Source organism: Pseudomonas sp. 31-12 (genome assembly GCF_003151075.1).
GTDB lineage: Bacteria > Pseudomonadota > Gammaproteobacteria > Pseudomonadales > Pseudomonadaceae > Aquipseudomonas.
On sequence record NZ_CP029482.1, the window covers coordinates 2,261,800 to 2,274,743 of the forward strand.

Genomic DNA, 12,944 nt, shown 5'->3' on the forward strand with positions numbered 1-12,944 from the left:
ACATAGAGTTGGCGCCACGTTTTAAAGCGGTTTACGAGTTGTAAACCCCTTATTTTTCAGCATTTTTTATAGAGGCACGGGATTACATGGAAATCGGTCTGCGCGAGTGGCTGATCGTCATCGGCATTATTGTCATTGCCGGTATTCTTTTCGATGGCTGGCGTCGCATGCGCGGCGGCAAGGGAAAACTGAAATTCCGTCTTGACCGAAGTTTGTCCAATCTGCCGGACGAGGACACCAGCGCCGAGCTGTTGGGCCCGCCCCGCGTGCTGGACACGCATAAAGAACCACAACTGGACGAGCACGATCTGCCGTCGGTGAGCATGCCTGCCCGTGAACCGCGTGAGTCGGGTTCCAAGCGCGGCAAGCGTGGCCACGGCGAACCTTCCCAGGGTGACATGAACCTCAGCCTGGACCTGGACGGCGGCCCGAGCTTCAGCAGCCGTGACGACGATTTCCCGGATGACACCAAGTCCTCGCCTTCGGTCAGCGACAAGGAACAACCGCAAGCCGAAGAAGTGCTGGTGATCAGCGTGATCTGCCGTGACGCTGCCGGCTTCAAGGGCCCGGCGCTGTTGCAGAACATTCTGGAAAGCGGCCTGCGTTTCGGCGAGATGGATATTTTCCACCGCCACGAAAGCATGGCCGGCAACGGTGAAGTCCTGTTCTCCATGGCCAATGCGGTCAAGCCGGGCATCTTTGATCTGGACGACATCGACCACTTCAGCACGCCGGCGGTGAGCTTCTTCCTCGGCCTGCCAGGCCCGCGTCATCCGAAGCAAGCCTTCGACGTGATGGTGGCCGCGGCGCGCAAACTGTCCCAGGAGTTGAACGGCGAACTGAAAGACGACCAGCGCAGCGTGCTGACCGCCCAGACGATTGAGCATTACCGTCAGCGTATCGTTGAGTTCGAACGTCGCGCCCTGACCCAGAAGCGTTGATTCAAAACGAAGCTCTCTATGTCAGGAGAGCTTTTTGTGGCGAGGGAGCTTGCTCCCGCTGGGCTGCGAAGCAGCCCCCTTCATTCAGACACACCGCAATCGCTGGTTTTACGACGGTTTCGCCGCCGAGCGGGAGCAAGCTCCCTCGCCACAGAACATGCGTCGTTACGCTATTGTTTAGAAGATTGAGCAGCCTCGGCTGCTCTTTTGCTTTATGAGAGAACACCCATGACCGCCGCCAAAACCCGCATTCTAGAGCTGCGCGCTGAGCTGGACCAGCACAACTATCGTTATCACGTGCTGGACGAGCCGAGCATTCCGGACGTCGAGTACGACCGGCTGTTCCACGAGCTCAAGGCCCTCGAAGCGGCCAATCCCGACCTGATCACCAGCGACTCGCCGACCCAGCGCGTCGGCAGCGCGGCGCTGTCGGCGTTCACTCAGGTGCGCCACGAAGTGCCGATGCTCAGCCTCGGCAACGCCTTCGAAGAAACCGACATGCGCGAGTTCGATCGCCGGGTGACTGAAGGCCTCGACCTGCCGGTCGGCGACTTGTTTGGTGGCGGCGCGGCGGTGGAATACAGCTGCGAACCGAAGCTCGATGGCCTGGCGGTCAGCTTGCTGTATCAGGACGGCGTGTTGGTGCGCGGCGCAACGCGCGGCGACGGCACCACCGGCGAAGACATCAGCGTCAACGTGCGTACCGTGCGCAATATCCCGCTGAAGCTGCAAGGCACCGGCTGGCCGGCGACCCTGGAAGTGCGCGGCGAAGTGTTCATGTCCAAGGCCGGTTTCGAACGCCTTAACGCCACGCAACTGGAAGTCGGCGGCAAGACCTTTGCCAACCCGCGCAACGCGGCAGCCGGCAGCTTGCGCCAGCTCGATTCGAAGATCACCGCCAACCGTCCGCTGGAATTCTGCTGCTACGGCATCGGCCAGATTTCGGCGGACATTGCCGACACCCACATCGGCAATCTCAAACAGCTCCAGGCGTGGGGCATGCCGATCAGTCGCGAACTGAAACTGGCGCACGGCATCGATGAGTGCCTGGATTACTACCGCGACATCGGTGAGCGCCGTAACGGCCTGGCCTATGAAATCGACGGCGTGGTGTTCAAGGTCAACAGCATCGCGTCCCAGCGTGAACTGGGCTTCCGCGCTCGCGAACCGCGCTGGGCAATTGCCCACAAATTCCCGGCCATGGAGGAGCTCACCGAACTGCTCGACGTGGAATTCCAGGTCGGTCGTACCGGCGCCGTGACGCCTGTGGCGCGCCTGAAACCGGTCAAGGTCGCCGGTGTCACCGTGGCCAATGCGACGTTGCACAACATGGATGAAGTGGCGCGTCTGGGCCTGATGATCGGCGACACCGTGATCATCCGCCGTGCGGGCGACGTGATTCCGCAAGTGGTGCAAGTGGTCATGGAGCGCCGTCCGGATGATGCGCGTCCAGTGCAGATTCCCGAAAAGTGCCCGGTCTGCGGCTCGCATGTCGAGCGCACGCAACTGGTCAAGCGCAGTAAGGGTCGCGAGACCGTCAGCGAGGGCGCGGTGTACCGCTGCGTCGGTCGTCTGGCCTGCGGTGCGCAACTCAAGCAGGCGATCATTCACTTCGTCTCCCGCCGCGCGATGGACATTGAAGGCCTGGGCGACAAGAGTGTCGAACAATTGGTCGATGAAGGTCTGGTGAGTTCTCCTGCCGATCTGTATGCCTTGAAGTTCGATGACATTGTCGATCTGGAGGGCTTTGCCGAGCTGTCGAGCAATAAGCTGCTCGCCGCGATCGAAGACAGCAAGACACCGAGCCTGGCACGGTTTATCTACGCCCTCGGGATTCCCGATGTCGGCGAGGAGACGGCCAAGGTCCTGGCACGGTCTCTCGGCTCGCTGGAGCGGGTTCAGCAGGCGTTGCCGCAAGTGCTCACGTACTTGCCGGATGTCGGCCTGGAAGTGGCTCACGAGATTCACAGCTTCTTTGAAGATGCGCATAACCGGCAGGTGATTGCGGATCTGCTCAAGCACGGTATGCAGATTCAGGATCAGGGCGAGCTGGGTGCCGAGTTTGCTGCCAGCACCACGTTGGGCGGTTTCCTCGACAAGTTGCACATTCCTTCGGTCGGACCGGGCGGGGCGCAGAAACTGGCGGACAAGTTCGGTTCTCTGGAATCGGTCATGAGCGCTGACTGGCTGGACATGCGTCAGGCGCTGCCGGAGAAGCAGGCGAATTCGGTTCGGGATTTTTTTGCGGTTGCTGAAAACCGCCAGATTGCCGAGGCAGCTGAAAAACAGCTGCGCGATTTCGGCATGCATTGGCAGAGCGAGAAAAAAGTCGTCGAAGGCCTGCCGCTTGCCGGCCAGACCTGGGTGTTGACCGGTTCGCTGGAATTGATGAGCCGCGACATCGCCAAGGACAAACTCGAAAGCCTCGGAGCCAAGGTGGCGGGTTCGGTGTCGGCCAAGACTCATTGCGTGGTGGCGGGGCCGGGTGCCGGTTCGAAGCTGACCAAGGCTAACGAATTGGGACTGAAAGTGCTCGATGAAGAAGCGTTCGTCGATTTCCTGAAAAAACACGACATCTCGATCTAACACTGAACTTGTGGTGAGGGGATTTATCCCCGTTCGACGACGAAGTCGTCGCAAGGCCGTTGCCCGCAATCTGTCTGTGATAATGCGGTTGCCGGATCTGGGGTTGCTTCGCAACCCAACGGGGATAAATCCCCTCGCCACAAAAGCAATGCACGCAGGTGTGTTCTCGTGGGAACGATCTTCGCTGGGGAATGATCTAGTCTTGGCAAGCCCCAGGGAGAGATCGTCATGTACCGCTTCTTCGAACAGCTCAGCTCACGCATCGCCGCGCCCTTCGTGGGTGAAAGTACGCGCAACAGCAAGGTCTGGCATTGCCGCTGCGGGCAGTCGCTGTTCTTTCGAAACAGCCAGTGCCTGGCCTGTTCGGCAGCGTTGGGCTATCAGCCGGAGCAAAGTCGCTTGTCCTCGCTGCAACCAGGCTTGCAAGCGGATACCTGGTTGCTCGACGCCGACCCCGAAGCCGGTCTGTTCCGGCGCTGCGCCAACCTCGATTCCCCCGCCGCGTGTAATTGGCTGCTGCCGGCCAATGACCACGATGCGTTGTGCATCGCCTGTAGCCTGAATCGCACCATCCCTGATCTGTCGATTGCCGAAAACCACGAACGCTGGCGCCAGGTCGAAACCGCCAAGCGTCGCCTGGTCGCGCAGTTGATCGGCCTGGGGTTGCAGGTGATTCCCAAAACCGTCGACGAGCAAACCGGTCTGGCCTTCGATTTCATCGGTGTCGACCTTGAAGGCAAACCGCCGACCACGGGTCACGCCAACGGCCTGATCACCCTTGATATCAAGGAAGCCGACGACGCCCACCGTGAAAAGGTCCGGGTGCAAATGCACGAGCCTTATCGCACGCTGCTCGGGCATTTTCGTCATGAGGTCGGTCATTACTACTGGGATCGGCTGATCGCCAACAGTCACTGGCTGGAACCATTTCGCGGGCTGTTCGGCGACGAGCGTGTCAGCTACGCCGACGCCCTCGAACGCCATTATCAGCAAGGCGCGCCGCTCGACTGGCAGCACCAGTGCGTCAGTGCCTACGCCACCATGCATCCGTGGGAAGACTGGGCGGAAACCTGGGCGCATTACCTGCACATGATGGACGCGGTGGACACCGCGCTGGGGTTCGGCATGAGCGCGCGGGAAATGGACTTCGACTACCAGCCGTTTCCGTCCAGCACGCTCTACGATCCGCAGCATCCCGGCGGCGCGGCGTTTCTGTCGTTCGTCAACGCATGGATCGAACTGGCCGGCATGCTCAATGAATTGTCGCGCAGCATGGGCCAGCCCGATTTCTACCCATTCGTCCTGCCGCCGGCAGTGATTACCAAGCTGCACTTCATCCATCTGGTGATCCAGCAAGAGGGCGGCAGGGCGGATGAAGTGTTGCAAGCGCAGTAGCAAGTGCTTGAGCACCTTCATATTTTTAATCCGTCCGAACGGTTGTAACTTCGTCTCAGATAGGTACAATGGCGCGGCTCGCCGTCAGGTGAGCGTCGTTATGGTGACCCCATCGGTCCCCCCGCAACGATTACCCGTGAACCTGGTCAGATCCGGAAGGAAGCAGCCACAGCGGGAACATTGTGTGCCGGGGTGTGGCTGGTGGGGTTACCACCTATTTCTAAGTCCTTGATTTTACAAGGATTTGTCAGTCAAAAATCTCGAAGTGTGACAGCGCTTAGGTACACCTAAGTGGTGCACTGTGCTGGCGATTTTACCTCGAACATTTCTCTCTCGCCATCAAAGCCGTTCAGGTTGCATTGTCATCGTTGAATTCTCGGTGGTTGAGCGAGGGAATTCATAACTCCTTCGTGGTCTTGAAGACGTATAAGGGGCAAATCCCTATCTCTTGACCATGTATAGAAAAGCCCCGAAGATCAAAGTCTTCGGGGCTTTTTCGTTTTTGCATCGTGCGTAAAATTGACCAGCAAAAATTTTAGGATCGGGGAAATTTTGGGTTTCTATTTTTTTTGATCGGCCATGCCTATAAAAAGGGACCCATTAGCCCCTTTACGCCTTTTCTGACAGCATGTAGTCGGGTGCCCGGCCCGTTCAAAGGCTATCGGCGTTACGACACCTCGGGTGCAGGTGAGCCGTTGATGTGGACGGCACTGCGGCTGAGACGACATCGTTAACCTTTGCTGGTAGCGGCTTGCGGTTATCAGTCTGGTTGCATCTACATAGGTCGTTGGGCGAGCCGTAGCATCGCTCCGCCGTGGATCGCTGCTGTTGGATGGCAAGGGGCAGGGAACAACAGCTTCACCTTCCAATCGGGCTCACAGCAGCTAACACTCTTTGAGTTTTGCCAATGACGTGATGAGGTGAAGCGCGTCTATCGACTGGATGTGGTTGTGAACAGTTTTTTCCCTGGACACGCAGTGATGGAATTTTTTACTAAATTCTGAGATGTTATCTCCCGCTTAGGCTTTCACTGCTTAAGTTCCAACGTCTGAGTTTTTCATAACGGATGATGGAATATAACGGAACTGCATGGAGCAAATATAATGGGTGGTTGTTCGGCGCTTTTCTATGATTCAGATAATCAAAATACCCTATTCTCGCGGATATCTCTTTCAGATAAACAGTTAAAAACTGCACGTGAAGGGCGAGATGCTTTATTGGGGTTTGTAAAGCCAAAACTTTCTGAGGTTTTTGATGTTGAAGTCAAACATTGGATACAAGGTTCTCTAAAGAATCATACTTTGATTAGGCCAACATCAAAATTCGAAGAGTTTGATATTGATGTTGGTCTTTACTTGATTGGGGAAGGTGATGAGTCGGGTATTGATGCTGTTGATATTAAATCTGATTTGCATGATGCGATAGTTGATTATTGTCAGTTTGATTCCAATGCACGTGTGCCTGAAGAAGTAAAAGAGCGTTGCGAGCGAGTTGTGTTTTCTGGTGATTTTCATATTGATATGCCAATGTATTATTTTAATTCTCAAAATGATACTGTGGTTTTGGCAACAGAAAATGGTTGGGAACATAGTGATCCAAAAGGTTTTCAAGACTGGTTCGATAACAGCGTCGGTGTTTCTCAGCGACCAATCGTGCGACGTATTATAAAATATCTGAAGGCATGGGCCTCGCTGAAGGCGAACTCATCGCTTGCTAAACCACTTTCATCTATGGCATTGACGATACTCGTTGTAGAATTTATAGAACTTATAGGTTCTTCTGATGATGAGTCGGACTTTGCCGCAGCTGCGCAAAAGATTGTAAACTGTATTTTAGAGTCTGAAAGTGTAATTAATCCACTTACTGGGTCGGATATCCTATCGTTTTCAAAGGCTGATATTGACTATTGGCGTCCGCATTTGCTGGAACTTGAAGAGGTCAGTAACTCTGCAATGAGGATTGAGGATGCATTTGCATCATTCTATCTCTGGGAACGTATATTCGGTCATATGCTGCCGCCGATAAACGAAGCTGCAATTGCTGGCGGGAAAACAGGCTTGCCAGCAGTTACATCACCTGCTCTTACAGAAGTTAGGCATTACGATTCAAAAGGTATTTTGCTGTCTTCTGAAGTGACTTCGTCAGTAATTTGTTATAAGAATGAATCGCTTTCGTTTAGGGTGTTTAACTTCAATGAGTATCATCCCGATGCAAGTATAACTTGGATCGTTCGTAACCAAGGGGGAGATGCAGCGGACTCTAATGATCTTGGGCACAATACACCTCTGAGTATCAGTGAAGAAATATCGCGAAATTGTGCTTATACAGGTGTTCACTATATGGATGCTACAGTGGTATATCGAGGGCAGGTGCTTGGTATTGGGAAGGTTAAAGTAAATATCCAGCCCTACAATAGGCCCGTGAAAAATCCAATTAGAAGAAGAATTTATAAAGGAGGTCGCTAATGTGGGATTTGTTATCTATGAAAGCAAAATCCACTATTGTTGCTTTGTTTACCGCAATATTTGTTTTGGCTTATCCGATTTTGAATATTGGCGTTCCTGATGTTAAATATGAAATTGCCACTGTAAACAGTATTTCAAAATTCGTGTCTCTTTTGACTGCTTATTGGACTTTCATCTATTTGTTTTTTAGATTTTTTGGTATGTTTCTTTGGTCGATACCAGGTCTTTCTAATATTTTGAATAAATATGTTGGTCCAGATCTGCGTGGAGGGTGGACCGCTGACTTTCAATTCAAAGGAGTTAATGGTCAGTCACTTTCAAAAATACTGAGATTTGAAATTACTATGTCGGTTTTTCATTTTTCAATGTCAATGATTTCTGATGATGAATATTCAACTAGTCACGTTGTGTTATCTCGTATTCTAAAAGATGAGATATTCGGTTCGTACGTACTTTACTATGTTTTTGAAAGTGAGGTTGTTAAGCCTCTTGAAACGGACGTAAACTCGTTTCAAGGTGGTGCAAAACTTCGGGTTAAAAGCGGAACGGTTTTGACTGGTACGTACTGGACGAATCGTAATTGGCAGAATCGCATGCAAACAGCGGGCTGTATTAAGCTTGTTCGAAATGTGTAGCCGATCTGAAAATGCAGCCCCAGCATGACCTGCCTCGCTGCTGGATATGAAGCAGGTAGCGTTGATTCTACCTAAAATAGATCGATTGGTCCTAGGTAGTTGGACTAATATCTATACTGTATCTGTAGATTCTTTTGTTTGAATGCGATGCTGAATATAGAATTTTTTTAAATTGTGTTGTTCAACTAGAAGTGCATAGGAGCAAGGCTTGTGGCAAAAGTCGATTTGACATCAAAGATTGAGCGGGTTGAGGCTTTTGAAGAGCGAGTTGGAGTGAGATTCCAGGGGATGTCCGCCTTCTTGGATGCTGATGATGATGACTATATTTCACTACAGGTTCACGGAGAGATACATGCTTCTAGTGGTGCAGAGCTGACGGATGACGTAAACGTAGTTATCGCGGTTTACGATCAGTCGGATAGGGTGATTGGTACGGATACTAGTTATTATGATAGTGAATCATTTTTTGGATTTGAGGCTTTTAGTGAGTCACTGAATATTTCTGTTAAAAATATTTCCAAAATCAGAATTTATCCGAAGAAAGGGTGATTATAATGTTACAGGAAGTTCGCTTGCCTTTGCTGGAAGAAGCACAGCGTTCCCCTCATCTGCTTTCTGATTTGGCAGGTCTAGAGAAGTATGTGGCTGAAAGCTATGACTCTCGATCGTTTATAGAGTTACTTCAGAATGCTGATGATGCAAAGGCTACGAGCTTTCTTGTAAAGAAGATTTATGGATATTTGATAGTTGCAAATAATGGAAATCCATTCACAGTAAATGATTTTGAGTCTATTTGTAGGAGCGCGTCATCTACAAAGTCTCGTGGGAGCAGTATTGGCTATCGAGGAATAGGGTTTAAGTCGGTAGTTGGCTTAGCTGAGGTGGTTCATATTATTAGCGGTGGGCTGGAGGCTACTTTCTCTAGAGATTTGACAGCTAGGGCGGTTCCTCAAGCTAGTCGAGTTCCGCTTATACGAATACCGCATGAGTTGGATGGTGCAACCCGCCAGGCAATTATGCCTGAAGTTGAGATGCTTCGAAAACAAGGCTATGTGACTTTTTTTGTGTTTGGTGACTTTACTGCAAGTGCGATAGATAATGAATTTTTGAATTTTGATGCTACGTCTCTGTTGTTTCTAAGGAATATTCAGAAGTTAAGTCTTGTTGCAGGGGCTGTGGAATCCTACGTGGTCGGTAGGGAGGAATGGGACGGAGCGGTGCGACTGGTGCAGATCAGTTCAGAGCGTGCGGTATCTAATTGGATTGTTGTTGGTAGTCAAGGAGGGGCGGTTGCCTTTTATCAAGACTCCGTTAGCGAGGTGATTGAGAGGCTTCCTGAAAATGACGCGGTAGTTCATGCCTTTCTGCCGACTAATGAGTCTACTGGTCTTGGCGTTAAGCTCAATAGTGATATTAGTACAGACCCTTCAAGGACTAGGATTGTTTTTGATGATAGGACAGATCAAGGAATTTCGGATTTAGCTGCGATATTAGCTGGTTTGGTGAATGATATTATTTTAGATAAGCCAATGCCTGACTCAATCGGAATGCTAAAGGCACTTCTTCCTCTTGATGACCCTAGAATGCATAAATACCAGAAAAGGTCATTTAAGTCAGAGCTATTTAGGAAACTCCAAGAAGTATGTAGGTTGGATATGTTTGTGCTGCGTCCGTCGTGGCTTAACTCCATAGACTTCGAGTTATTGACTAAGTTGAGCGGGCTTGAACCTATGCCTCGATCTATCGAAGGTGTTGAGGGTGCGTCTGCTTTAATGCGATATCTTGGCGCCAAGGACGTCGGCGTTAATGACATATCTAGGTCATTCGTAAGTCAAGATATTTCGCAGAGCGGGTGTTCTGAGATTGTGTCTGAGTTAGTTAGGTTGGCTGATACCAAGCAAATAAGTATTAGTGATATAGATGTGTCTTGGCCCGTTTGGGTGTCTGGAAATAAGAAGCTTTCCATAGCTCAGATTGATGAATGTGAGTCAGTCTTGGATGAGGCTTTCATTGATATGGTAGTTGAAAAAACCGCTGGAGCTGGAGGGATTTTACGTCTGGTGAGTGCCCTTACAAATCAGGGTGTTGCTTCAAGAGTCATTCCTTCTGTTGGTAAGAAAACTGACTCTTTAGATACTGTGCTTCAAAAGAGCTCAGATTGGTCGGTTGATTCTGTTTTAAATCAGGTAACTTCCTTGAGCCTGAAGAAGTGGAGAGGGGCGGAAGAGCAAGTTAAGAATATATTCATTGCACAAGGATGGATTGCTAATGATGTAAGTAGACAGAATCTTGGCTATGATATTGAGTGTGTCGATAAGGAGGGGAGAAAGATTTTTGTTGAGGTCAAGTTGATAGCGTCACCGTCGCAACCATTTACATTGACAAGTAATGAAGAGGCGGTTGCTAGGCAAAATGGTGATTCTTATTATTTGGCGATAGTTCAGCAATTGGGCGATTTTTTGGACGTGTGTTTTATACCTAATCCGGTTGACAAGCTAGAGCTTGTTCGATCTTGTAGGCAGTGGGTGTGGGAGTGTAGTCAATATCCCTTCAATCCTGTTCGATTTGAGCTGTGTTGATAGTTCCTCGGCGGGTTTAGCTCACTTCTAGGGTGGTATTAGTTTCCACCCCGGGGGTATATCCCCAAAGGGGCGGCAGAACATCATGAAGTTAGTTGTGCTAAACACAAGTGGGCACTGATCGCGTCTCAGGCTTTGTTCCAATGACGTTTGACAGTAGCAATGCCAATACCCAGCTCCACCGCTACCTGAGTCTGAGTCATGTCCTGTAACTTGAGTCGTTGCACTGATGCTGTGGTGGTAATGGCTTCAGGTCTACCCAGCTTCTTGCCTTCAGCCTTTGCACGGATCAATCCTTGTTGGGTACGTTCGATCAGCAAGTCACGTTCGAACTCAGCCACAGCCCCGAGCACTTGCATGGTCATCTTGCCTGCTGGGGAGGTAAGGTCTACGCCACCAAGGGCTAAGCAGTGAACACGGATTCCAGTCGAAGCTAGATGCTCTACAGTCTGGCGCACATCCATTGCGTTACGCCCCAATCGGTCAAGCTTGGTAACGATCAGCACGTCACCCGATTCCATACGTTCTAACAGCTTCTGGAAGCCTGCACGTTCCTTTGCAGCAACACTGCCCGACACCGTTTCCTCCACTACACGACTGGACTGTACATCGAAGCCAGCCGCTTTCACTTCCTGGACTTGGTTTTCAGTGAACTGGTTGGAGGTGCTGACTCGGCAGTATAGGAAAGTGCGTGGCATAATATTTGCTCCGGTATCGTTTAACGTGGTATCAGTGTATCAAGGTATCAACAACCGACAAACCCTATATTTATGATGCCTCATGCCGTCCGTCAGATTGGTATCGTTTAACGGTCGTTTGGTGATGCGTTGTTATCATTGTGCCAATCACGTATGGAATTGCTGAGGAGTGAGCAATGGGCATTGCATTGGAAGATTTAAGGCCGACCGGCAAGTGGATGATCATAGATTGCGTGCAAAGCGCGGGTATTGACGTCCGAGCGTGGGGTTTCAGGAAAAAAGATGGCCAGCCAGTCACGCTACCTCAATCAAATGGAGGGTACTGTTATGAATGGTCTTTCCGAAGCATCGATGGACGCATATTGCTGTTGTGCGTTTGGTTCGAAGAAATAGACCTGGACAGCCAAGGACGTGTTTGTTTCGTTGGGAATCTGAGGGCGTATGCAGACACGCTGATCCGACAGCTTGAAAAAGACCCAAAAAACAGAAGCCGAACGATCAAAGATCCGCGCATCAATCGTGCACAGCATTTCAGCTCGACGGTCCAGCTTGCCCATATGAACTCGACGTCGGTACGGGTGGTAATCGTGTCGGGGCCTGTCCGAGAACCAGACGATATTGATGCTGACAATGATCGTGCTGTTGGCCGCTATTTGGACGATGAGTCTTGGCGAGTAGAAAGCTTTGACGATGACACCGGTGCCTTTGTTCTAGTACGTGGGGATAACCGTCGATTGAGTGTAGGGGATGGGACTGACTCTGCCGATATGGTCGACAGTGCAGCCGAAACCGGCGATGTTGATGATGGAAAAATTATTGTGGACCAGTTTCATGCGGATATGCGCCCCTTGGCTTACACCTACAAAGGCGAGCAGAAGTATCGTGACCCAAGGGTCCGAGCGCTCGTACTGGCAAGGTCAAAAGGTCTATGCGAATTGACGTCTGTGCCGGGATTCCAAATGGCGAATGGTGGTGTTTATCTTGAAACCCATCACATCGTTCCACTTTCTGAAGGTGGTCCAGATACAGTTGAAAACGTCATAGCCTTGTCGGCGGATGCACATCGGAGGGCACACCACGCTGTTGGCCGGGATGAGTTGCGTCAACAGTGCTTTGATGTCATCGCTTCTCATTATGTATAAATTTGGTTCGGTTTAAGGCGGGATAAAAGTTGAGGGTGTAAGCCCCGTTTTCTGGGGCTTTTTTCATACGCGTTTATTTCTGAAGGTTATTTGATCTGTTGTATTGTGTCCTCTAGGATACCCCTATTTTATTAGGTCATAGGATGGAATGACTCAGCTTTAAAATATAAAAAGGCACATAAGGCCAGTGCTATGTCGTCTGTTCGTTCTATCATACTATTGTGTAAAGAAATGCCTCTAAATGGCGTATTTTGATGAATTGGTACAATGGTTCTGTCACTTGTCCTTAGGTTTTTAGGCTGTTGTCAGCGAAGGTCGTGGCAAAAAAACAACAAAAAATGCTTTTACATTAATATTTTGTGCTGTTCTATACCGGTTGTGATTTTAGTCAAACTGCATAGCGTTTGATGTAGAACTCCTGGTTAATCCGAGGTAGCGCCGTAGGCAATAGGAACGGATGTGTTTGTTAAAAGTCTAGGCTTTTAAAACATCATAGATGATCG

The 12,944-nt window shown here is 50.5% G+C and carries 9 protein-coding genes and 1 other RNA gene; 9 read left to right on the forward strand and 1 reads right to left on the reverse strand.

Going from position 1 to position 12,944, the window contains the following annotated elements:
* Positions 1-86 precede the first annotated feature (86 nt).
* The 8 genes from zipA (at position 87) to DJ564_RS10555 (ending at position 10,601) form a co-directional block, all read left to right on the forward strand.
* Positions 87-941, forward strand: coding sequence for a cell division protein ZipA (zipA, locus tag DJ564_RS10520; RefSeq protein ID WP_109628880.1), 855 nt, complete (start codon positions 87-89; stop codon positions 939-941).
* Positions 942-1,169: 228 nt separating this feature from the next.
* On the forward strand, positions 1,170-3,527 hold the full coding sequence (ligA, locus tag DJ564_RS10525; RefSeq protein WP_109628881.1) for an NAD-dependent DNA ligase LigA: 2,358 nt from the start codon (positions 1,170-1,172) through the stop codon (positions 3,525-3,527).
* A gap of 228 nt (positions 3,528-3,755) precedes the next feature.
* Positions 3,756-4,922 (forward strand): putative zinc-binding metallopeptidase, encoded by a 1,167-nt coding sequence (locus DJ564_RS10530; protein ID WP_109628883.1) that lies wholly within the window; start codon positions 3,756-3,758, stop codon positions 4,920-4,922.
* A 110-nt stretch (positions 4,923-5,032) separates the two neighbouring features.
* Positions 5,033-5,129, forward strand: an RNA gene (gene ffs / locus DJ564_RS10535) — signal recognition particle sRNA small type.
* Between the two features lie 896 nt (positions 5,130-6,025).
* Entirely contained in the window at positions 6,026-7,387 is a 1,362-nt protein-coding gene (locus tag DJ564_RS31955; protein ID WP_162556190.1) for a nucleotidyltransferase, read from the forward strand.
* Positions 7,387-8,022 carry a hypothetical protein gene (locus DJ564_RS10545; protein ID WP_109628887.1) on the forward strand — a complete coding sequence of 212 codons (636 nt, stop codon included), beginning with the start codon at positions 7,387-7,389 and terminating at the stop codon, positions 8,020-8,022. Before DJ564_RS31955 ends, DJ564_RS10545 begins: the two co-directional genes overlap by 1 nt.
* 210 nt (positions 8,023-8,232) lie before the next feature.
* Entirely contained in the window at positions 8,233-8,571 is a 339-nt protein-coding gene (locus DJ564_RS10550; protein WP_109628889.1) for a hypothetical protein, read from the forward strand.
* A gap of 23 nt (positions 8,572-8,594) precedes the next feature.
* A complete protein-coding gene (locus tag DJ564_RS10555; RefSeq protein ID WP_162556191.1) occupies positions 8,595-10,601 on the forward strand; it encodes a DUF3883 domain-containing protein in 2,007 nt (668 codons plus the stop codon).
* 128 nt (positions 10,602-10,729) lie between these two features.
* Here the strand turns inward: DJ564_RS10555 and DJ564_RS10560 are convergent, their stop codons facing one another.
* On the reverse strand, positions 10,730-11,299 hold the full coding sequence (locus DJ564_RS10560; protein WP_109628893.1) for a recombinase family protein: 570 nt from the start codon (positions 11,297-11,299) through the stop codon (positions 10,730-10,732).
* Positions 11,300-11,475: 176 nt separating this feature from the next.
* Here DJ564_RS10560 and DJ564_RS10565 point away from each other — a divergent pair, with 176 nt between their 5' ends.
* Positions 11,476-12,441 (forward strand): HNH endonuclease signature motif containing protein, encoded by a 966-nt coding sequence (locus DJ564_RS10565; RefSeq protein ID WP_109628895.1) that lies wholly within the window; start codon positions 11,476-11,478, stop codon positions 12,439-12,441.
* The last annotated feature ends 503 nt before the right edge of the window (positions 12,442-12,944 follow it).